Source organism: Bartonella sp. AU15XJBT, from assembly GCF_028618615.1.
GTDB lineage: Bacteria > Pseudomonadota > Alphaproteobacteria > Rhizobiales > Rhizobiaceae > Bartonella.
Genome location: NZ_JAQITG010000004.1, coordinates 105,416 through 127,212, shown reverse-complemented (window position 1 = coordinate 127,212; position 21,797 = coordinate 105,416). Strand labels below are relative to the sequence as shown.

Below are 21,797 nucleotides of genomic sequence, written 5' to 3'. Positions count from 1 at the left end.
AGGGTAGAATCAAATCATGAAAATTGCTCTTTATGCAGGTTCCTTTGATCCTCTCACAAATGGTCATCTTGATGTTTTGAAAGGGTGTTTTGTGTTAGCTGATAAAGTGGTCATCGCTATAGGTATACACGCTAATAAAAAGACACTCTTTAGCTTTGAAGAGCGTGTTGGTTTCATTACGCAGGTAGGGAAAGACGTGCTTGGTGCAGATTTTAATCGTTTGCAGGTTCTTTCATTTAATAACCTTCTCATTGAGAAGGCACGTGAAGTTGGTGCTTCATTTCTCATTCGTGGGTTGCGTGATGGGACTGATCTTGATTATGAAATGCAAATGGCAGGGATGAATGGCATTATGGCTCCTGAATTGCAAACTGTTTTTTTGCCAGCAAGCGTTTCTGGACGTGCGATAACGTCTACATTGGTCCGTCAAATTGCCTCTATGGGAGGGGATGTGACACCATTTGTGCCGCCCAATATTGCACAAGCTTTGCGTTTGAAATTTCAGTCTTTTAGGGAAGAATAATTGTGTCTCGTAGATTTTTTGCTGTTTTGATATGTGTTTTTTGCTTTTTTTCATTGTCCGCTGTTGCTGATAATTCTAACTCAGCAACTGATGCAGGCCTGCTTGTTTTATCTCTCAAAGATGGTGATGTTATTATTCGTCTGCGTCCTGATTTAGCGCCAAAACATGTTGCGCAAATCAAAAAGCTAACAGAGGAGGGGGCTTATAATAATGTTGTGTTTCATCGCGTTATTCCTGGCTTTATGGCACAAACTGGTGATGTAAAGTTTGGAAAAAAAGGCAGTAGAGATTTTGATCTGAAAAGCGTTGGTATGGGAGGTTCAAATTATCCCAATATCCCGGCTGAGTTTTCAAAGCAGCCATTTAAACGCGGTACTGTTGGGATGGCACGTTCACAAGATCCAAATTCGGCTAATTCTCAATTCTTCATTTGTTTTGATGATGCTCCTTTTTTAAATGGTCAGTATACGGTTGTTGGAGAGGTTATAAAGGGAATGGATGTCGTTGATAAAATTAAAAAAGGCACCGCAAGTAATAATGGATCTGTAACAAATCCTGATGTCATTTATGCCGCCACTTTACAAACTGAGAGATAAATCAAAGGAGTTTCCCTATGGCTGAGAATAAAAATCTAGAGAATACTTTGATCCTTGAAACAACGAAGGGCAGAGTTGTTATTGAGCTTTTTTCTGATTTAGCGCCTTGTCATGTTGCACGTATTAAAGAACTGGTCCGTGAAGGTGCTTATGATAATGTTATTTTCCATCGCGTTATTGATGGTTTTATGGCACAGACTGGTGATGTGCAATTTGGAAAGAAGGATGGTGAAAAATTTAATTTATCACGTGCGGGGATGGGTGGTTCAGAAAAACCAAATTTAACAGCAGAGTTTTCAAATCTTTCTCATAAGCGTGGTACGGTTTCTATGGCACGGAGTCAGAATCCAAATTCTGCTAATTCGCAGTTTTTTATTTGTTTTGCAGATGCTCCGTGGCTTGATCGTCAATATTCCATATGGGGGCAGGTTGTTGAGGGGATGGAAAATGTTGATAAAATTAAGCGCGGTGAACCTGTTATCGATCCTGATGCAATTACCAAAGCCGTTATTGCTGCGGATGCAGAATAGTATAAATCGTACGCGTTTCAATTGTAAATTGCTAAAAGGAAAACTTCTTTTCTGATCAATAAAGGCATAGGAAACTCTTTTGTAGTATCACACTTATCTGTCATATTCTCGCGCCAAGAATTCTCCATTATTCTTTTCAGTCTGATCTTCACGAATATGGTGCTAAGGATTTGTGCATACAGTTGCAGGATAAGAAAACGCAAAGCCAGTTGTGTTAGAGGGGGCGAAGTGTTTTATAAAAAAGCCGATACTTCTCTTCGATCCATTGCTGGTCTCTTAATGGTTTTTATGATGTTACTTTCCTGAAAAAAGCACGTGCCTTTGTTGCTGCTTGTATATCAACATCCAATCTTAATGCAGCAGCATGTTTGAAATACATATTGAGACAGATAAGAGCCTAGCTGCTCCAGTGTTCATATGCAAGGTGGAAGTGCGAGCGTATTGTGTATATCCTTATTGGCGTAATCTCTACAACAGGAAGACTGCATAATTTGGAAAGAGTATAAAGGTGTAAAGGTAAAAACAAAAAGTTAGTCTTGTTATTTCCTTTTTAATTCAGCTTTACTTTTTTCAAAACCATTAAAGTAATATCTTTTAAATAACAACGATTATGCATGGCTTGACGAATCTTGTTTTTCTCGTTTTTTATGGAAGAACATCCATCACGTGGAATAAAACGCCGCGAACAGAATTGCATATTTACGCGCTTATTAAGAAACATCTCTGAGTACACATCAATATTCATTTCACGATGGCATTCATGATGTGTATAATTTAAAGTCGTAAATAGTATAGATCTATTATGAAACACTATCTTTAAGCTTGTGAAGGAGCAAGGGACGCGCCATCATACAATTTGCCAGCTTCCAATATTAATAGAGCCTTTGGTATTTGAGACGCGTCATAAAAAGCATTTTTATTCCTTTTTTAAGTGTTTTATTTACATGTTAATCTCTTTTATAATGTGCAAAAAAAATGATTTTTGTTGATTAAACGCACACAGATTTGAAATAAGAGAATTTTACGCTATTCGGTCTCTCACTCAATATACAAAAAGTGAATTATCTTTATAAACTAATCTTTTGCCCAATAGATAAAAAATTTATTTTTCAAAGTGGATAATATCGGAAGCGAATGTGTTCAAAATTTTCTTCTATTCGTACAAACTTATTGCTTATGAAAGTACGTAAAGATGAGATTATTGAGATAATAATTTCACAGTTCTATTAAGGATTTGGTGCGTTAAGCATCGATATTCTAAGGTATGACATTTTTGCTATTTTCTGAACTCAGATTATTTCTTTATTGTGGTGATTTCTTAACAACAAATGTTCTTTTATCTCGTTTAATTTTTTATGCCGGTTACAATATCGAGCGAATCAACAATTAATTCATAAAGCTTATGACAATGCGCGTAAGGGAGATCTCTTTTTTCTTTCTATAGAGATATGCATTGATGGAATCAAAAAGACGAAAGTGATGATAAAGACATTTCATTATAGAAAAATTGCTCAAGATGGGTATGCACGTCGAGGTGAAATTATTACTGGACGGGGTTGTGTTCGTACACCTGCTTTTATGCCTGTTGGGACAGCAGGAACCGTTAAGGCTATGTATATGGACCAAATACGTGATCTTGGAGCAGATATCATTTTGGGGAATACTTATCATTTAATGTTACGTCCAGGGGCTGAACGTGTTGCACGTTTGGGGGGATTACATGAATTTTCACGCTGGAATGGACCTATTTTAACGGATTCTGGTGGTTTTCAGGTTATGTCATTGGCAGGAATCCGAAAAATTACCGAACAAGGTGTGACTTTTCGCTCTTACATTAATGGAGCCTACTATGAAATGAGTCCAGAGCGTTCTATCGAAATTCAAGGACTTCTTGATGCGGATATCCAGATGCAGTTGGATCAATGTATTGCATTACCGGCTACTGAAAAAGAGATGGAAGAAGCTATGGAACTTTCATTGCGGTGGGCACAACGTTGTAAAACAGCTTTTGGGGATCAGCCAGATAAAGCGTTGTTTGGGATTGTTCAAGGGGGTGATAATATGAAACTGCGTGAACGTTCTGCTCAAGCATTAAAAGAAATGGATTTAAAAGGTTATGCGATTGGAGGGCTTGCTGTTGGTGAGCCACAGAGTGTTATGACAGCAGTGTTGGATACGACTTGTCCAATCTTGCCAGAGGATAAACCGCGCTACCTTATGGGAGTGGGGACACCTGATGATATTTTACAAAGTGTTGCGCGGGGTGTTGATATGTTTGATTGTGTTATGCCGACGCGTGCAGGGCGTCATGGCTTAGCTTTTACGCGCTTTGGTAGAATTAATTTACGTAATGCGCGTTATGCAGAAGATCCCCATCCTCTTGATCCACAGTCACTTTGTCCGGCGGCAAATGATTATAGTTGTGCTTATTTGCATCATTTGATCAAATCTGGTGAGTCTCTGGGTGGTATGTTATTGACTTGGAATAATCTCTTTTATTACCAACAACTGATGCAGGGAATCCGTGATGCCATTGAAGAAGGCTGTTATGCTGATTTTTGCACTGAAACGCGTGCTCTATGGGCACAAGGACGCTAAAACATTACTCATCTAATAGTGTGCTTTATTTTTTTACTTACAAATTTTACTAAAAAAATGAAATTATAAATACTTTCCAAAAAAAATATAAAATTGCATTATCTTAAAATGTAAAGGTGCTGTTTTATGGGGCACTTGTTCTTTTCATAATGATTACACAAAACAGAAACTGTTACTCCGGTACGCGCTACCTGATCCGGAGAAAAACAGTTTATTTCTGTTTCTGATGACTGTTTAAAGCAACAATGTTAATGAGGCGTTAGCGAACTCTTAAAGAAGTATGAAAATTGTATTTTTATGCGTTTCTTTGTGTTTTTTATCGATTAAGGTAAAAAATGTATTACATGAAGCAGAACAGATAAATTTTTATAAAATGAAAAGAAGAATGAAATTATATACTCTTTAAAATGTATAATTTTATGTATTTATTATTTACAATAATAACTTCACTCATATAAAATATTGATTAAATTTTTTAATCAAAAAATACTTATATTATTATTTATATAATTTAAATGAAAAAATTTAATAAATTGCGTGAATATTTCAAATTTTCAAGGAGTGCGTTAGATAAAAACTGTCTTATGCTATTTCTCTATGAGATAGAGGGGAATATCTCTAGAATAGGATTATTTAATCAATGGAGAAATTAAACATTATTATCATGAGAATTAAAAAAAACTCTGCAATAACGCATAAAGATAAGGTACGTTTTGAAATTATCGCTTATCGACTTTGAGGGTGTGCATTAACAAAAAAACAATAAAGTGGAGAGAAGTTTTATACTTATATCAAGATAATGATGAGATACCGTTCACCTGTTTGGAATGCATTCTTCGATAAATTTTAGAGTTGTTTATAGTGTATGGTACATCGTCTCAAATAAAGATTTTAGGGTAAAATTGAAGTTGCTGAAAAAAGGAGACAGAGTTTATTATCTGGTAGGGCTTATAAAAATAGTTGAATATTTCTATAACCGTTAGGTTTTTAACAGATCCTCCATTCAAGAATCTTACTTAAAACTCCATAACATGCTTATATATCAAACTGTTTCTAAAACTTTATTGGGGACGATTTGGCATGCGTGTAACAATGTTTTGAATTTTTATTTTTACGTATTACAGATATTTACAGCTAAAACTCTTATCCAGAAGTAATGATATGAAGGATTCTCATAAACAAAACATTCTTGCAGTGGGGATTGATTCGAGAATACGGCGTTTAGCAATTTTAGCTCTTGCCGTAGGGAGTTTTGCTATTGGGACTGCAGAGTTTGTTGCAATGGGGCTCTTGCCAGAGATGGCACAAAGTTCATATGTTGATATTCCTACTGCGGGTCAATATATTTCTGCTTATGCATTAGGGGTTGTGGTTGGAGCGCCTCTTTTAGCTGTTGCGACAGCTCAGGTATCACGCAAAATTGTTTTGATAGGGTTAATGTTTTTTTATGCCTTAGCAAATATTGCGAGTGCTTTTTTTTCTGATTTTAGCATATTAGTCGCATTACGCTTTCTCAGTGGTCTTCCCCATGGAATCTATTTCGGACTTGCGGCTATGGTTGCCTCTTCAATGGTGGAAATGAAGGAACGTTCTAAAGCTGTTGGGTCTGTGATGCTTGGCTTAACCATTGCAACCGTTTTAGGAGCACCAGGAGCTACTTGGATTGGTCAACTTATTGGTTGGCAGATTGCTTTTATCCTTGTGGGTATGATTGCTTTATTGTGTTGTTTACTTATTTGGAATTTTTTGCCTTGCGATTCAATGCCCCCAAGAACGAGCCCTTTACGCGAAATGGGGGCATTAAAGCAAAAGCAGGTATGGCTTCTTTTGGCAATGGTTTCGGTGGGAGCGTCAGGATTATTTTCTGTTTTCACGTATATTAAGTCAACATTAATGCATATTTCTGGTGTTTCGCTTGAGTGGGTGCCATTTATCATGCCCTTAGTTGGATTGGGGATGGTGGTAGGAAATCTCTTGGGGCCTAAATTGGCTGTTAAAATAGGCATTTCGCCGATGATATTTTTTTCTATGCTTTGGAGCGTATTTGTTTTTTTTGTTTTTTTCTTTTTATCCTATGCTCCCTTAACAGCAGCAATAGGATGCTTTTTTGTTGGGACTTCTTTTGCTGCTATGCCTTCTATACAAACAAAAATTATGGATGTTGCACTACAGGGACAGATTTTGGCAGGAGCATTAATGCAATCTGCTTTTAATATTGCCAACGCTCTTGGTGCAGAAGCTGGAGCATTGGTTTTAAAATTGGGCTATAGTTATGAATATACAGCTGTTTTAGGGAGTGTGCTAACTTTGTGTGGATTAATGATTTTTTGCGTCTCATGGTCTATGGAGAAGCATGCTTAATATTTTTCTTTTTTGAGTGAAGAAGGAATTTTTATATTTATTTTTAGTTATTGGAATGTCCTGTTGGATTTTTTAATATGCAGTAAGAAATGCGCAGCGCTAATGGAATAGCAAGACAAAATAAAAGCCCCATGAGCACTATAAGAAGAGTTTTTGCTGCTAAGATCATTCCTATTGTTCCTCCAGGATTAAAGAGGCCAGCAAGATTGGTGATGACTCCCGCTAGAGTTGCACTTAATGCTGCTGAAAATAGTTGTACAGAAGTAAGGGATTCACTGGCGCGGAGAGCATCTTCATCATTTGCACATTGTAAGATCCTTGTGAGCAAATGTGGCCACGCTATGCCCGCACTGATCCCAATAGAAAATAGTGCTAAGCAAATAATAAAAATATATTCAAGTGTGGAAACTTCTGTTGGAATAAACCATAAAAGAATAGTGATGCCTAACAGTTTTAATAAGGGGGAGTATACAATGAGGTTGCGAATTTTTTTTGCGGAGACACCAGCACTTGTGAGGGCTCCACATGTCCACCCTAGGCTCATAAGTGCTGCTATATAACCAGCAATAAGTGGAGCTTGCCCATGAAGCTCTTGAAGAAAAAGTGGAAAATAAAGTTCTATACTGTATACGACTGTTGTCATAACGAAGATCAATGCGTAAACAGGAAAAATTTCAGAAGAAAAAGAAAAGGATTTGCGCGGTAACATAGGATGAAGGGACGATGATTCGATTTTTGCTAGAATAAAGAGAAGACTAAGTCCAATAATTAATCCCCACACTTTTGCCATTGTTGACTCCATAGCCCCTCCAACAGAAATGATAAAAATTAATAAGATCAGTGTGAGAAGCTGGAGAAAAGGAAGAGGGGATGTTGGAACATCGTTTTCATTCTTTTTGGGTAAAAATTTAAAGGCGATAAGTGAGAAGAATATAGCTAATACACCAATGGTCCAAAAGGATGCTCGCCATAGTCCATAATATACAGAAAGCCCCCCGATCGCTGGTCCTAACAAGGTTGATATTCCCCACATTCCAGAAATAATACTTAATGCGTGTGACCATAAAGATGGGCTGAAAACAATACGCACCATGGAATAAGATAGGGATAACAAAGAGCCACTTCCAAATCCTTGAATAAAGCGTCCTATTAAAAATAATGGCATAGATGAAGAAATGCTGCATAGGAAAGCCCCTAGGGTAAAGATAAGTCCAGAGATAACATAAGTGTTGCGAGGACCTAATTTCCCTAATATTTTTGTTGCAAGCGAAGTCCCCACGAGTGAAGCTGTAATGAAGACAGTCGCCACCCAAGAATAATATATTTCACTGCCAATATGATTCATAAGAGAGGGTAAAATAGTAACAACAATATAAACGTTGGTGGCATGCAACACAACCCCACCTGTCAACGTTAAAAAGCAAAGACCATTTTTACCCAATAAAAGCGTAGACCAGCTTTGTTTTTTCACTGTTTTTGCTATTTAATAAAAATTTACTCTCTTTTTACTTATAAGGTAGTTCTTTAAATTTTCCAAGAAAAATTCAAAGCTCTAAATAGAGCTTTGAATTTTAATTAAATTATTTCTTAATTACCCATTGTTTTTTTGAGATTTTCATCAATTTTATCGAGGAAACCTGTTGTAGAGAGCCATTTTTGTTTAGGTCCGATTAAAAGTGCAAGGTCTTTGGTCATAAAACCTTCTTCGACAGTTTTAATACATACTTCTTCCAATGTTGAGGCAAAGTTTTTTAATTTCTCATTGTTATCTAGTTTGGCACGGTGCGCTAGTCCACGTGTCCATGCAAAAATAGAGGCAATAGAATTTGTTGAAGTTTCTTCACCTTTTTGATGCTGACGGTAATGGCGTGTTACTGTACCGTGGGCTGCTTCTGCTTCAACAATTTTACCGTCAGGTGTCATGAGAACGGAAGTCATAAGACCAAGAGAACCAAAGCCTTGAGCAACAATATCAGATTGGACATCACCATCATAGTTTTTACATGCCCATACGTATCCACCGGACCACTTTAATGCAGAAGCAACCATATCATCAATGAGACGGTGTTCGTAAGATAATTGACGGTTTTCAAATTCATCTTTAAATTCTGTATCGAATATTTCTTGAAAGATATCTTTAAAACGACCATCGTAAGTTTTTAGAATGGTATTTTTTGTTGAAAGATAAACCGGAACATTTCGCTGTAGTCCATAATTAAAAGATGCGCGGGCAAAATCACGAATTGACTCATCAAGATTATACATTGCCATGGCAACCCCTGCGCTTGGAGCATCAAAAATATCATGCTCAATAACTTGATTATCATCACCGACAAATTTAATAGTTAATTTCCCTTTGCTTGGAAATTTAAAATCTGTTGCCTTATACTGATCACCAAAAGCGTGACGTCCGATAATAATTGGCTTTGTCCAGTTAGGAACAAGGCGGGGGACATTTTTACAGATAATGGGTTCGCGAAAAATGACTCCACCTAAAATATTGCGGATAGTACCATTGGGTGATTTCCACATTTTTTTTAGGTTAAATTCTTTAACGCGTGCTTCATCAGGTGTGATGGTGGCACATTTTATACCAACCCCATATTTTTTGATAGCATTGGCAGAATCGATCGTTACCTGATCATTGGTTGCATCACGATTTTCGACGGAAAGATCATAATATTTAAGATCAATGTCGAGATAGGGATGGATTAGTTTATCTTTGATATATTTCCAGATGATACGGGTCATTTCATCCCCATCGAGTTCAACAACGGGGTTTTCTACTTTGATCTTTGCCATTAGAAGTCCTTTTTCTTTTAAGTGATATTACTTTATAGCACTTTCAGGTTTATAATGAAAAGTAAAAACAAGGGAAAAAGGGCGAGTAAATATGGGTGTTAGAATATATGATCAATAGAGCATAAAGTTTTATTGAAGAGTTTAATTTTTGAAAGAAGTGATGTGTTTGCAAACCTATAATCATTGTATAACTGATAGAAAATCTGTTTAATCGATAAAGTAAGTAGCTCACTAGGGAACAGAGGGGCGTTTTTATTATCAAAGTTTCCATTTAACTCTTTGATAATTTGATTATATTCTAAATTATGGTTTCTTGAGTTATTTTCTTGCGTGAGGAAGCATCTGTTTTTCTATCGCCATTTGTTTCTAAAATTACGGCCTTGTTTGTTTATAGAGAAATTTAATATGATACAAAGGCTCTGCAATGAGGAATAATTCATCTAAAATGCCGTTTTTAGGGCCAATTTCAGTTTTGAAGGTTGAAAAAGGTGGATAAAGATATAGCTTATGAATTCACTTTATAGAAAGCTAGAGCTTTCTAATTTATTTTATTGTTATTAATTGTACACAGTAAAAAAAACTATCCTTGAAATAGAACAAATAAATTAATCACAAGATGATTCTTGCACCCTTTTTACGAAGAGGTTCCTTTAAAATTCTATTCTCTCACTTTTATTTAGGAGTCGCTTAATTTTTAAAAATATGAGTAAAATGAATATATTATATAGAAGAAAAAGAAGGATGGTACGCCCAAGGGGAATCGAACCCCTGTTTCCGCCGTGAAAGGGCGATGTCCTAACCGCTAGACGATGGGCGCAAACCAATGATGAGGCTTATAGAGAGGATCTTTTTACTTCGCAAGCCCTCTGGGGCATTTTTTTTGAAAAAAGTGTGCTTTATTGAATGATTTTTGAGTGTTTCTTGTTTGGATCGTTCTATTTTCTAAGATTTTTTGTAGAAAAAATATAGAGTTATCATGATTGATAGAAAGTTTTGGTGCGAACATCATATTTAGCGAATGATACTTTTTGTTTATTTTCAGTTTGAGGCATAGGTAACAATGATCACAATAGCATTTTAAAGATGTTTATTTTTTGCATATTTTATTCATTTTTGTCTCATGCTTGCACATGTGAATATTCTTTAACTTGCAGAGCTTTTATACAAGAAGGTTGCTTATTTAAGCTTATCATAAAGCAAAACCGTATAATTTATGAAGTAGGAAGACAATATTCATGAGTAAGTTAATAGTACGAATCACATAAAAGTTTTCTTTTGAAGCATAAGCCATAGATTCCTTTCAATTTCACAAAAAGAAAGCCTGTATGATAAAACTAAAAAATATTGTGGAAGTTTTTATAAAATATCTTAAAAATTGTTTTTTATCAATTTTACTTTTACATGATTGTAAGAAATTAAAACGCTTTTTATTTGTTCTCTTGCATCTTTAGAAAGTTCTTTCTTTGAAAATAAATTAGCGCAGATAAAGCGTTTATTTAGATTCTTGTTATTTTAATTCGTTCGTTTTTCAAAGGGGCAATAAGTTGAGGTAAAATATTCGAATTTTGCAAATTTATTCTCAATATTTATAACTTTATGATGTCTCGGAATTATGCTGTACATACATGAGTTTTTGTTTTTTATTTTAATGTAAGATTTTTTTTTGATACAGGAGAGCATTAAGAATTTTTTATTAAAGAACGATAGTTTAAGCTATATAATGGTAGGAAGGAATGTGGTATTATTTATTAATCTACTTTATTTTTTCCATTCTCTTTACGTATCATATGAGAGAGTGTTTTTTGTTTAATATTTGTTGATTTAGAAGATACGTGTGTGTTTTTTCTTACCAAGTTGTCAATACTCCTTCGCGTGTTATCGATTGTTTTTTTGAGAGATTTTTTCTATCCTTTGTTGATAGAGTTTAGTTTTTATGAAAAGGTTTTTGCTTTTTAAAAACAAGGCAATTTTTTATGGTGACTTGCATTTATTCGTTTTGCAGATTTTCATTCTGAAAAAGGTTATGAAATCTTTGAAGAAAATAAATATTTGTATTTTTAGGAATTTTGCTTGAATAAGCGGGGATAATTCTATTAAAAAAAGGGAGTGAGAGAGAGCAGGGGATTTCTTTTGTCCTGATGGATATCAGTGTTCTTTGTGTTGAGTGGCACATCATTTAAACGATTTTTCAATAAAGATTAAGGATCAGTGGTTAGATAATGGCAGAAGCTTTAAAAGTTGGCGTTGCGGGTCTTGGTACGGTTGGTACTTCAGTTGTTCAAGCTCTATGTGAAAAAGCGAATAGTTTAGCTTGTCAATGTGGACGATCCATCAAAGTCGTTGCTGTTAGTGCGCGCAATAAAGGCCGTAATCGTGGAATTGATCTCAGTAATATAAGGTGGTTTGATTCACCTATGGAGATGGCAGCTTCTGATGAGATTGATGTTTTTGTGGAGTTAATTGGTGGTGAATTGGATATTGTGTATACCGCGGTTAAAAGGGCGCTTGAGGCAGGACATCATGTTGTAACAGCCAATAAAGCTCTTCTTGCTCGACATGGAGTAGAGCTGGCTATAATTGCAGAGCAAAAGGGTGTTTTTCTTCATTTTGAAGCAGCTGTCGCAGGGGGAGTGCCTGTTATTAAAGCGATGAGAGAATCACTTGTTAGTAATCACATATCGCGGATTTATGGTATTCTCAATGGAACCTGTAACTATATATTAACACGCATGTTTACGGAAGGTCTTTCATTTAAAGATTGTTTAGCAGATGCACAGAGACTTGGTTATGCTGAAGCAGATCCAACTTTTGATATTGAGGGAAATGATACGGCTCATAAATTAGCTTTGTTGACAAGTTTGGCTTTTGGAACAGCTGTTTCATTAGATGATGTTTATGTTGAAGGAATTCATAATATTTCGCAAATTGATATCCGAGCGGCTGATGAATTGGGGTATCGAATTAAGCTTTTAGGGGTTGCATTAAAAACGGATTCTGGAATAGAGCAACGCGTTCATCCAACAATGGTCCCAACATCCTCAATGATTGCACAGATCAATGGTGTAACCAATGCTCTTTCTATTCAAAGTGATTTATTAGGTGAATTACTGTTTTCTGGCCCTGGCGCCGGAGGAATGGCAACAGCATCAGCCGTTATTGGTGATTTGGCTGATATAGCAAAAGCACGTTCTGGTTTTCATTATGCTCCTGTTTTAAGACGTCCAGCATTAGAACTTGCTCCTCATAAAAAAGCACGCATTTCACATCATGCAGGTGGTTATTTTATTCGTTTAAATGTTCATGATCGTGCTGGTGTTTTTGCCGCGGTTGCAAGGCACATGGCTGATAATCACATTTCATTAGAGTCGATTGTTCAAAGACCTTTTGTAGAAAATCAGATTGAAAAAACGATTATTTTAATCACGCATGAAACAACAGAAGTGAATGTACGGCAGGCACTTGCAGAAATTGAAAAAGATGGACATCTTGTTGCAAAATCTCAATTCATTCGTATTGAACGTATGGCAGGGAATTGATAACTTATCTTGATAAGACAAGCTTGAATACTTTTATCTCTTGTGGAAAGTTTTCATCTTTGCCAAAAGCTTATTCTTAGAGCTTAATAAGGACTCATATTTTGTCTGGTATTCATTCGGTAGGATTTTTTCATATGCCCACAACTCAGAAGATTTTAAATGGACTTGATCGTATTTTGACACTTGAATTGGTACGTGTCACTGAACGTGCTGCTGTTGCTGCTGCACGCTGGCGCGGACGTGGCGATGAAAAGGCTGCGGATCAAGCTGCTGTGGATGCAATGCGACGGGAACTTAATCGATTGCCGATTGAGGGTACTGTGGTGATTGGTGAAGGTGAGCGGGATGAAGCGCCTATGCTCTATATTGGAGAAAAAGTAGGCTTTCAAAATGGACTGGCGATCGATATTGCGCTTGATCCATTGGAAGGAACAACACTTTGTGCTAAAAATCTTGCTAATTCTTTGGCGGTGGTTGCAATTGCTGAAAAGGGTAACCTCCTTTATGCTCCTGATGTTTATATGAACAAAATTGCTATTGGCCCTGGTTATCCAAAGGGAGTGGTGGATATAGATGCTTGCCCTACCGATAATATTCATGCTCTTGCAAAGGCTAAAGGAGTGGCTGTTAATCAGATTACTGTTTGTATTATGGATAGACCTCGTCATGAAAAATTGATTGATCAAGTGCGAGCGACAGGGGCAGCAATTCGCTTGATTGGTGATGGAGATGTTGCTGCTGTTATTGATACAACTGATCCAGAAGAAACAGGTATTGATCTCTATATGGGGATTGGTGGAGCCCCAGAGGGCGTTTTAGCGTCTGCTGCTTTGCGCTGCATTGGAGGACAGATGCAAGGTCGTTTGTTGCTTGATGCAGAAGAGAAAATTGCTCGTGCAGCCAAAATGGGGATTAGTGATCCCAATAAGGTTTATACAATGGAAGAAATGGCAAAGGGTGATGTTTTGTTCTCAGCAACAGGGGTGACAGATGGTAATATGCTTTCTGGTGTTAAATTCACGTCTCGCTACATTCAAACGGAAACTCTTGTAATGCGTTCCCATACGGGTACAGTTCGTAATATTAAAGCACATCATAGAGATCATTCAAAATTTGATTAATGTTTTCTTTTTTGTCATCCCTAAAAAATAGAGAAATTACTGTAGTACGTGCGCTTCCATGAAGTTCTATATATATTCATGGAAGCGTTTATAGATATGAGAATATCGTCTTATTATGAGAGCTGGACAGAATGAACCCAGCCATTTTTATCTTCTATATTCCCTTTTTGAAGACCAACTAATTCTGTCCGAAGTTGCTTTGTGACTTCTCCAACTGTTTCATTTCCGATAATAAATTCTCCCCCTTTATATCTAAAACGGCCGATTGATGTGACAACGGCAGCTGTACCACAAGCAAAGACTTCTTTAAGATGTCCACTCTTTGCATCTTCTTGAAGCGTTGCAAAAGAATAAGGACGCTCTTCTATCGTTAACCCCATTTGTTTTGCCAACTGTAAAATTGAATGACGTGTTATTCCTGGAAGGATCGTTCCATTAAGGGGAGGGGTTAGGAGTGTATTATTGTCCATAATAAAGCAGACATTCATACCGCCAAGTTCTTCAATCCATTTACGTTCAACCATATCAAGGAAGAGTACTTGGCTACAATTGTTTTCAGTTGCACTTTTTTGTGCAAGTAAGCTTGCTGCATAGTTGCCACCACATTTGGCTGCACCTGTCCCTCCTGGACCAGCACGACTATACTCTGTTTCAATCCATACGCTGACAGATTTTTCTTCTCCTTTGAAATAGGATTCAACTGGAGAGGCTATGATACAAAAAAGATATTCTTGAGAGGGGCGAACACCCAAAAAGTTTTCATTGCCGAACATAAATGGACGAATATAGAGGCTAGCGTTGGGAAGATCAGAAACCCATTTCTGATCAATTTTTACTAATTGATGAACGGCATCCAGAAAAATATCTTTTGGTAATTCTGGCATGGCTAACCGTTTTGCTGACTCTATAAACCGTTGTGCATTGGCATCAGGACGGAAGAGCAATATGCGTCCATCTTTTGCACGATACGCTTTTAAGCCTTCAAAAATTTCCTGCCCATAATGCAAAACGGTACTTGCAGGGTTAATTTCTAAAGCTTTGTATTGAGAAATAACGGCGTTATGCCATCCTTTGTCTTCAGTCCATTGAATAGTACACATATGGTCTGTAAAAAATTGACCAAAACCGGGACTTTTTAGAATTTCTTCACGTTTTTCTTCTGATAGGGGTGATGGGTGTTTTTCTATTTTAAAGGAAAGTGACGATATGGGAGATTTCATAAGAAAAACCTTTTGAGAATGTTTTATTTTTTATTAATAAAAATAATGAGATATTTTAATCGCAACTCTATTATTAGCAAATCCTTTGTGTCAATGTTTTATTGCAGAACTCGAAGGATTTTATTATAGTATTCAAAGGATATGGTAGATATTTTAATTCTATTCTCGGCTCTTTTTCCCAACTTTATGAAGCTATTTGGAACCTTTATCTTTCTTTATCGTTTTCTCAAAATAAGTATCTGAATAATTTCATATATGCATATTTTCTAGAAATTTAAAGGTAAGGGAATTGAGAAAAGGAATCCACTATGATTGATAAAAATTATCACACATATGAAGAACGTATGGCTACAGAAAGAAAAGATCGTGAACAGCGTGTTTCAATCGCTAAGGGTATTTTTGCTATTCTTCTTGGGCTGTTTATTATCTGGTTTATTTTTGGTTTTTTAGGATCTTTTTTTGCAAAGTCTCCTGAACATAGTGCACGTTATAATATTCCAGAAACAAGTCAGACGATAACAACGCCACAAAAAGATTTAAATTCATCCCCTCCTGTACCTTATACCTATAAGAGTACGCAGTGATTTTTTCGTAAACATAAGCTTTTAAATAAGGCGAAAGACGCAGATTAAAGAATAAAGTCAGCGTCAATACATAAGCGAAAAAGATTGAGACGATTTTAATTTCTGAAGTTTTCGATAAATCATTAAATGCTCTTGGAATAAATGGTCTTGAAATAAAACATGCAACGGTTTTAACAACCGTTGCATGATTGGTTTAGCGTGTGATGAAGCAACTTCCACCAGAACTTTTAATGGTTTCACAAAGGACTATGGCTTCATTACGGTCCTGCGTTTGAATACGAACACGGTAATAGGTTCCTTTTCCTGGTATAAAAGCCGGTTGAATATTTAAAGGTCGGGTGCCGATAAGGAATCCAAATTTGGATTTCATCTTTTTCAAAGAATCTCTTGCTAACTCATGCGTTGGTTGAGAGGCAAGTTGCACGTAATAACCCTCTGAGTTTTGGGGTGCAACTCTGTTTGGTGATGTGGGACGAGACGCGGCGTGCGTTTCGATTTCTGCATTTCTCTCTGCATGAGAAGGAATTGGAATAAATTTCTCTTCAATACTCGCGTTAGCAGTATTTTCAGCGATTATTTTATCAATATTATTTTTGAGATCATGATCACTTTCTTGGTCGTTTCTCTCGGAATCATGCGAAGAAACAACGGATGCTCCTTGAAACTCGTCAGGAATTTGATCAATGGTTTCTGCAGATTGAGCAGCAGGTTTGCTCTCTGTTTGATGCGCGGGAGCGAGTGTCACTGTACCATCTTGATTGACAATAACGGTTTGTACTTCTCGCGTTGGAATAGTATGATTGATGGCTTGTGTGACGGCATCTTCAACATCAGATTCAGTTGAAGAAGATGATGAAAAGTTTGGAGATTCTTCTGAGTTTAATTCCTCTAAATTTTCAGGTTGTTCAGAGTTATCAATAAGAAATTGTTGTGTATTTTCTTGTTTCTCATTTTGTCCAGTTGTTTGTTTATAGACATCTAAATTATGAGCAACATCGTTTTTTGTTTCAGTTGTTTCTGGTTTGAATTTAAAAGGTGTATTATCAGCGTGGATAATGACCGCTTCTTTATCTTTCTGTGATGGCATAAAAAAATGAGAATAACCAGCAAACCCCACGGCTATTAAAATAAGAAGAAAAATACCTTTGATGAAAATTTTACCCAAAATAGGACTTTTTAAGGGAGGAGGCGCTGAGGGATGCGCGAGGATTTCATCTGAGCTTGTGTAGGGTGAATTCTCACTAAAAGAGGGAGAATTATATTCCATATTGGCAGCAGAAAAATAGTCAGCATTTTGTTCTTTAGAGTTTATATACCCCCCTTCTTTTGAACTTTGCATAGTTTGATGAAAAATTTCATTGAAAGATTCATTTTTCGGCTGTTTTTGAGAAAAATCATCTTTTGGAACATTGCCTACATTGAGTACATCCGCAAATTCTTCTTCCAGGACACCTGTTGGTACATCGTATTCTGGGGCTTCATATGGGACTTCTGGAACCATAATAGGACCAGTTTTTTCTACGATTTCTTCGGAAAACTTATAAGTATCAACATTAGGAGGGGGAGTATCTCTGTGTGTATAGTTATGGGCAAAAAAGCTCTCTGTTTGTTTTGTATTAAGAGGTTCTGATGAGGAAAGAAACGCATCTAAATTATTTTGGTTATATGAAATTTCTCTGTTTGGGTTAGAGAGATTTTCAGCCTTATTGATGTATGGGGGGTGAGCTTCATTATATGTTGGAACTTTTTCGCTATACGTTTCTTGTTGTGAGGGATTTTCTTCAAAAAAATAGGGATAATTGGTTGTATGATGTTCTTGTAAAGATTCCTTTAAATAAGATTGTCTGTCAACGTGTGGAGAATCCAAAGGAGAAGAGAAATCACTCGTTGTTTGATTTCTTGTCGTGTTTTGTCTTTCTGACACAAGGTTAGAAGATGAGAAAAACTCATTTTCTTCCAGAGAAGATGAGATATCCGTATGATCTTTTGGGATCCAATTTTCTTGATCCGCTGAAATTTTATAGGGATGGTTTATGGAAGTATCATAGAAATTTTGATTGTCATCATAAGTTTTTTGTATATTCGCAGTCTTAGGCTGTGGTGAGATTGTTTGTGAAAAATGATTAGTTCGTTCAACAGTTTCTGTTTCGTCTCTCTTATTCTCGCGTCTTTCAGATTCATCAAAAAAGAAATTCTCTGATTCTGATTGTGAGGTAAAATTACTTTTTTCAAAAAAAGGATTAGCATTGGTTGCTGTCTTTTTCTGTTGAGGTAATTGATTCTTTTGGATTGGTAATGGAGAAAGCGCGTCTAAAATTTGTTCTTCATCATGACTGGTTGGTGAAGAATATCTCTCTTCATATAAATTATTTTGTTTTGAATGGTTGAAAGAATCAGTTTGCGCAATATCTGAGGCTGTTGCGTTGCTGGTTGCATGCAAGTTCCATTGATTTTTTTGATCATCAAACGGTAAGTCGTGTGTTAAATTATTTTCAAGTTGTTCTTCTAGAAAAGACAAATCAAAACCCTCATCATGGGATGATGTTTTGGAATGAGATGTTGAACGATCTGTCTCTAAAGAGTGCTCATTTTGGTTTCCGCTTTGTTTGGTCGGATTAAAAATGCGCGTAAGTCTTTCTAAAGGATCATGGTGTTCATGATCTTGTCTTGTTTCGTGCGGATTTTTGCGATCATTATCGCTCATAGCTTTTCTCACATAATGATTTGCACTTGCGTGCAATCAATGGTTGATTTTGATTTGTTATATTAAAATTATAAATTTTCCCCCTCTCATGCAAGGATACATGAAAAAGTTTACCAATAAAGTACCTATTACCTATTGTATGTATTTATAGAACTTTTTCAACGCATTTCTATTGGGGCTTCGACTCCTATGATACTAAGTCCTGATGATAAAATATTGATAACGGCTTGTATCAATCCCAATCTTGCAAAGGATAACTCTTTATCATTAGGCTGAATAAAGCGTAAATTGAGATTTTCACTTCCTTTATTCCAATGGGTATGAAAGCAGGAGGCAAGGTCATAAAGATAAAACGCTAATCGATGGGGTTCTTTATGAAAGACGGCTTGTTCAATGATACGCGGATACTCAGAAAGTTTGCGTATTAATAATATTTCATTGTCATCTATTAGTCGATGAAGATGGCTGATCAATATGTCATTTGAAAAACTTTCAATATGAAGCACTTCTTGTGCTTGACGAAAGACTGAGTGACAACGTGCATTTGCATATTGTACGTAAAAGATGGGGTTATCTTTTGATTGTTCTGTTACTCTTGCAAAATCAAAATCAAGAGGCGCTTCACATTTGCGGTATAGCATCATAAAACGCACTGGATCACGACCAACTTCCTCGACAACATCTCTTAGAGTGACAAATGACCCTGCTCTTTTTGACATGCGTACAGGTTGACCATTGCGAAAGAGTTTTACCAATTGACATAAGAAAACACTTAATTTGGCTTTATCCCCAGAAATTGCTTTTGCCATGGCTTCTAGCCGCTTTACATATCCTGCATGGTCTGCTCCTAGAATATAAATCATCTCATCAAACTGACGATTAAATTTATCCCGAAAATAAGCAACATCAGCAGCAAAATAAGTGTAAGAACCATCAGATTTGATCAAAACACGGTCTTGGTCATCACCAACATTTGTTGAACGAAACAAAGTTTGCTCGCTTGGTTCCCAATCTTCTATATTTTGTCCTTTGGGAGGGGGGAGTTTTCCTTTGTAGATATAACCATTTAAAGTGAGGTCGTTAATGGTGTTACGAATAGCGCGTGCATTATCCGCATAAAGCATTCGCTCAGAGAAAAAGATATCATGATAAATATTAAGAGCCGCCAAATCCTCGCGAATCATGGACATCATTGCATGAATTGCGCGCTCTTTCACGATAGATAAGGCTTCATCTTTATCCATGTTGAGGAGTTGGTCACCAAACTCTTGAGTCAGCGATTGACCCAATGGTATCAAGTATTCTCCAGGATAGAGTCCCTCTGGAATTTCATTAATTTTTTGTCCAAGCGCTTCACGATAGCGCAACAATACGGAGTGAGCGAGGACTTCGATTTGTTGACCAGCATCATTGATGTAATATTCTTTCGTAATGTTATAGCCCGTAAATTGCAGTAAATTGGAAAGAACATCTCCAACAACGGCTCCGCGACAGTGTCCTACATGCATGGGGCCTGTCGGATTTGCTGAGACATATTCAACATTGACGCGTTTTCCTTGTCCCATTGGGATACGACCATAAGAAAGGCCTAATTCAAGCATGGATTTTATAGCATCTTGCCAAAATAATTTTGTAAGCTGGATGTTAATAAAACCGGGACCGGCAACATCAATATTTTCAATGGAGGAATCATTTGTAAGCAGTTCTATGATTTTATCGGCAAGTGCACGGGGGCTGAGCCCAATCGATTTTGCAAGCACCATAGCTGCATTGGTTGATAAATGACCATGAGAGGAATCACGTGGGGGATCAACGGTGATTTTTGATAAATCTAGATCTTCTCCATTTTTTCCTTTTATATCAGATAATTCAATTGATCTTTTAATTTTTTTTTCGAAGTTTTTAAAGATATTCATATTGAGCTTCCATGATGATTCCAAAAGCCATTAAACGAAATGATCTGTATGGTCAAATAAACGGTGATATTCACGTAGAGCATAGTGATCAGTCATGCCTGAAAGAAAGTCAGCAATCAGACGTGCTAACTCTTGATTTTTTAAGTGCACTGCTTTTTTGCACCAACTTTCAGGCATTGTATCTGGATTTTCATAATAACAATTGAATAATTTTTGTACAATGCATTTTGCTGCATTGCGACGACTAAGAACTTGTTCATGGTAATAAAGATTTTTAAATAAAAAGTTTTTTAGTTCTTTTTCGTAAACGGTCATTGACGGTGAAAAGGTAACAATGGTTTGTTTTGCTTGGTGAATATCGTTTATGCTGGTTGGTTTGATATGTGCTAAGTTTTCTTGTGATTGTTTGATAACATCTTCAACCATGGTTGTTATTTGTCTTCGTACAAGTGTGTAACCGCATCGTGCTTGGTCGAGGTGGGGATGCTCATCTGTTATATCTTTTAATATTGCTGCTGTTAGTGAAACGTTTTCAAATTGATCAAGTGTTAAAAATTGTGACCGTAAACCATCATCAATATCATGGGCATTGTATGCGATATCATCTGCAATTGCGGCACATTGCGCTTCTAGTCCTGCAAAACAATCGAGTGCAAGATCATGCTTTGCATTGTATTGTAAAATATCGCTAGGAACCTCTTTATTTTTAGCATAAGAACCTAAAAGGGGACCATTATGCTTGACAAGTCCTTCGAGAGTTTCCCATGTAAGGTTCAGTCCATCAAAATTTGCATAGCGCTGTTCTAGTTTTGTAACAATGCGCAAGGCTTGTGCATTATGGTCGAAGCCACCATAATGAGCCATGGCTTCATTGAGAGCCTCTTCTCCTGCATGACCAAAAGGCGTGTGTCCAAAGTCGTGAACAAGGGCAATGGCTTCGGCAAGATCTTCATCAACACATAGGGCACGGGCTAATGTTCGTGCAATTTGAGAAACCTCTATGGAATGGGTGAGGCGGGTACGATAATGGTCGCTTTCATCAGCAATAAACACTTGCGTTTTATGTTTAAGACGTCGAAATGCATTAGAGTGGATAATACGATCTCTATCTCGTTGAAAGGGTGAGCGTGTAGAGCCCATCGTTTCATGGAATAATCGACCACGGCTTGTTTGCGGATGAGCACTGTAGACGGCTCGAGATTGGTAATTGAAGTTGATCGTGCCTATATCCATTGCAAGCTGTCCATTATCATCTTAAAATTGAGGGTGGTTTATGATGAATAAACTTCTCTTTATAATAATGGGA

At 36.7% G+C, this 21,797-nt stretch carries 14 protein-coding genes and 1 tRNA gene; 8 read left to right on the top strand and 7 right to left on the bottom strand.

Annotation, left to right across the window (positions count from 1 at the left end; translation table 11 throughout):
- Positions 1 to 16 precede the first annotated feature (16 nt).
- The 5 genes from coaD (at position 17) to PVV57_RS03445 (ending at position 6,608) form a co-directional block, all read left to right on the top strand.
- A complete protein-coding gene (gene coaD / locus PVV57_RS03465) occupies positions 17 to 523 on the top strand; it encodes a pantetheine-phosphate adenylyltransferase (RefSeq protein WP_273717955.1) in 507 nt (168 codons plus the stop codon).
- A gap of 2 nt (positions 524 to 525) precedes the next feature.
- Positions 526 to 1,119, top strand: a complete 594-nt coding sequence (locus PVV57_RS03460; protein WP_273717956.1) for a peptidylprolyl isomerase — start codon at positions 526 to 528, stop codon at positions 1,117 to 1,119.
- A 17-nt stretch (positions 1,120 to 1,136) separates the two neighbouring features.
- Positions 1,137 to 1,649, top strand: coding sequence for a peptidylprolyl isomerase (locus tag PVV57_RS03455; RefSeq protein WP_273717958.1), 513 nt, complete (start codon positions 1,137 to 1,139; stop codon positions 1,647 to 1,649).
- Between the two features lie 1,479 nt (positions 1,650 to 3,128).
- Complete coding sequence (gene tgt, locus PVV57_RS03450; protein WP_273717960.1) at positions 3,129 to 4,247, top strand: tRNA guanosine(34) transglycosylase Tgt; 1,119 nt, start codon at positions 3,129 to 3,131, stop codon at positions 4,245 to 4,247.
- A gap of 1,161 nt (positions 4,248 to 5,408) precedes the next feature.
- Positions 5,409 to 6,608, top strand: coding sequence for an MFS transporter (locus PVV57_RS03445; protein WP_273783474.1), 1,200 nt, complete (start codon positions 5,409 to 5,411; stop codon positions 6,606 to 6,608).
- Positions 6,609 to 6,651: 43 nt separating this feature from the next.
- Here PVV57_RS03445 and PVV57_RS03440 read toward each other — a convergent pair whose 3' ends face one another.
- The 3 genes from PVV57_RS03440 to PVV57_RS03430 all read right to left on the bottom strand — a co-directional run bounded on the left by PVV57_RS03440 (position 6,652) and on the right by PVV57_RS03430 (position 10,227).
- The gene (locus PVV57_RS03440) at positions 6,652 to 8,079 is read right to left on the bottom strand and encodes an MFS transporter (RefSeq protein WP_273717964.1); all 1,428 of its coding nucleotides are present in this window, start codon (positions 8,077 to 8,079) and stop codon (positions 6,652 to 6,654) included.
- A 116-nt stretch (positions 8,080 to 8,195) separates the two neighbouring features.
- Entirely contained in the window at positions 8,196 to 9,410 is a 1,215-nt protein-coding gene (locus PVV57_RS03435) for an NADP-dependent isocitrate dehydrogenase (protein WP_273717966.1), read from the bottom strand.
- Between the two features lie 742 nt (positions 9,411 to 10,152).
- Positions 10,153 to 10,227, bottom strand: a tRNA-Glu gene (locus tag PVV57_RS03430).
- Positions 10,228 to 11,629: 1,402 nt separating this feature from the next.
- Between PVV57_RS03430 and PVV57_RS03425 the strand changes: the two genes are divergently transcribed.
- Positions 11,630 to 12,946 carry a homoserine dehydrogenase gene (locus tag PVV57_RS03425; RefSeq protein ID WP_273717968.1) on the top strand — a complete coding sequence of 439 codons (1,317 nt, stop codon included), beginning with the start codon at positions 11,630 to 11,632 and terminating at the stop codon, positions 12,944 to 12,946.
- A 134-nt stretch (positions 12,947 to 13,080) separates the two neighbouring features.
- Positions 13,081 to 14,067 carry a class II fructose-bisphosphatase gene (gene glpX, locus PVV57_RS03420; RefSeq protein ID WP_273718104.1) on the top strand — a complete coding sequence of 329 codons (987 nt, stop codon included), beginning with the start codon at positions 13,081 to 13,083 and terminating at the stop codon, positions 14,065 to 14,067.
- A gap of 113 nt (positions 14,068 to 14,180) precedes the next feature.
- Here the strand turns inward: glpX and PVV57_RS03415 are convergent, their stop codons facing one another.
- Complete coding sequence (locus PVV57_RS03415; protein ID WP_273783473.1) at positions 14,181 to 15,287, bottom strand: branched-chain amino acid aminotransferase; 1,107 nt, start codon at positions 15,285 to 15,287, stop codon at positions 14,181 to 14,183.
- A 308-nt stretch (positions 15,288 to 15,595) separates the two neighbouring features.
- Between PVV57_RS03415 and PVV57_RS03410 the strand changes: the two genes are divergently transcribed.
- Positions 15,596 to 15,871 carry a hypothetical protein gene (locus tag PVV57_RS03410; RefSeq protein ID WP_273717972.1) on the top strand — a complete coding sequence of 92 codons (276 nt, stop codon included), beginning with the start codon at positions 15,596 to 15,598 and terminating at the stop codon, positions 15,869 to 15,871.
- Positions 15,872 to 16,064: 193 nt separating this feature from the next.
- Here PVV57_RS03410 and PVV57_RS03405 read toward each other — a convergent pair whose 3' ends face one another.
- The 3 genes from PVV57_RS03405 to PVV57_RS03395 all read right to left on the bottom strand — a co-directional run bounded on the left by PVV57_RS03405 (position 16,065) and on the right by PVV57_RS03395 (position 21,724).
- A complete protein-coding gene (locus PVV57_RS03405) occupies positions 16,065 to 18,575 on the bottom strand; it encodes an SPOR domain-containing protein (RefSeq protein WP_273717973.1) in 2,511 nt (836 codons plus the stop codon).
- A 158-nt stretch (positions 18,576 to 18,733) separates the two neighbouring features.
- Entirely contained in the window at positions 18,734 to 20,491 is a 1,758-nt protein-coding gene (argS, locus tag PVV57_RS03400; RefSeq protein ID WP_273717974.1) for an arginine--tRNA ligase, read from the bottom strand.
- Positions 20,492 to 20,521: 30 nt separating this feature from the next.
- Entirely contained in the window at positions 20,522 to 21,724 is a 1,203-nt protein-coding gene (locus tag PVV57_RS03395; RefSeq protein WP_273717976.1) for a deoxyguanosinetriphosphate triphosphohydrolase, read from the bottom strand.
- Between the last annotated feature and the right edge of the window lie 73 nt (positions 21,725 to 21,797).

Excerpts from the sequence above, each read along its gene's own strand:
- glpX (WP_273718104.1), top strand. The coding sequence starts at position 13,081 with ATGCCCACAACTCAGAAGATTTTAAATGGACTTGATCGTATTTTGACA.
- PVV57_RS03405 (WP_273717973.1), bottom strand. The coding sequence starts at position 18,575 with ATGAGCGATAATGATCGCAAAAATCCGCACGAAACAAGACAAGATCAT.
- PVV57_RS03415 (WP_273783473.1), bottom strand. The coding sequence starts at position 15,287 with ATGAAATCTCCCATATCGTCACTTTCCTTTAAAATAGAAAAACACCCA.
- coaD (WP_273717955.1), top strand. The coding sequence starts at position 17 with ATGAAAATTGCTCTTTATGCAGGTTCCTTTGATCCTCTCACAAATGGT.
- PVV57_RS03410 (WP_273717972.1), top strand. The coding sequence starts at position 15,596 with ATGATTGATAAAAATTATCACACATATGAAGAACGTATGGCTACAGAA.
- argS (WP_273717974.1), bottom strand. The coding sequence starts at position 20,491 with ATGAATATCTTTAAAAACTTCGAAAAAAAAATTAAAAGATCAATTGAA.
- PVV57_RS03395 (WP_273717976.1), bottom strand. The coding sequence starts at position 21,724 with ATGGATATAGGCACGATCAACTTCAATTACCAATCTCGAGCCGTCTAC.
- PVV57_RS03455 (WP_273717958.1), top strand. The coding sequence starts at position 1,137 with ATGGCTGAGAATAAAAATCTAGAGAATACTTTGATCCTTGAAACAACG.
- PVV57_RS03425 (WP_273717968.1), top strand. The coding sequence starts at position 11,630 with ATGGCAGAAGCTTTAAAAGTTGGCGTTGCGGGTCTTGGTACGGTTGGT.
- PVV57_RS03445 (WP_273783474.1), top strand. The coding sequence starts at position 5,409 with ATGAAGGATTCTCATAAACAAAACATTCTTGCAGTGGGGATTGATTCG.
- PVV57_RS03435 (WP_273717966.1), bottom strand. The coding sequence starts at position 9,410 with ATGGCAAAGATCAAAGTAGAAAACCCCGTTGTTGAACTCGATGGGGAT.
- tgt (WP_273717960.1), top strand. The coding sequence starts at position 3,129 with ATGATAAAGACATTTCATTATAGAAAAATTGCTCAAGATGGGTATGCA.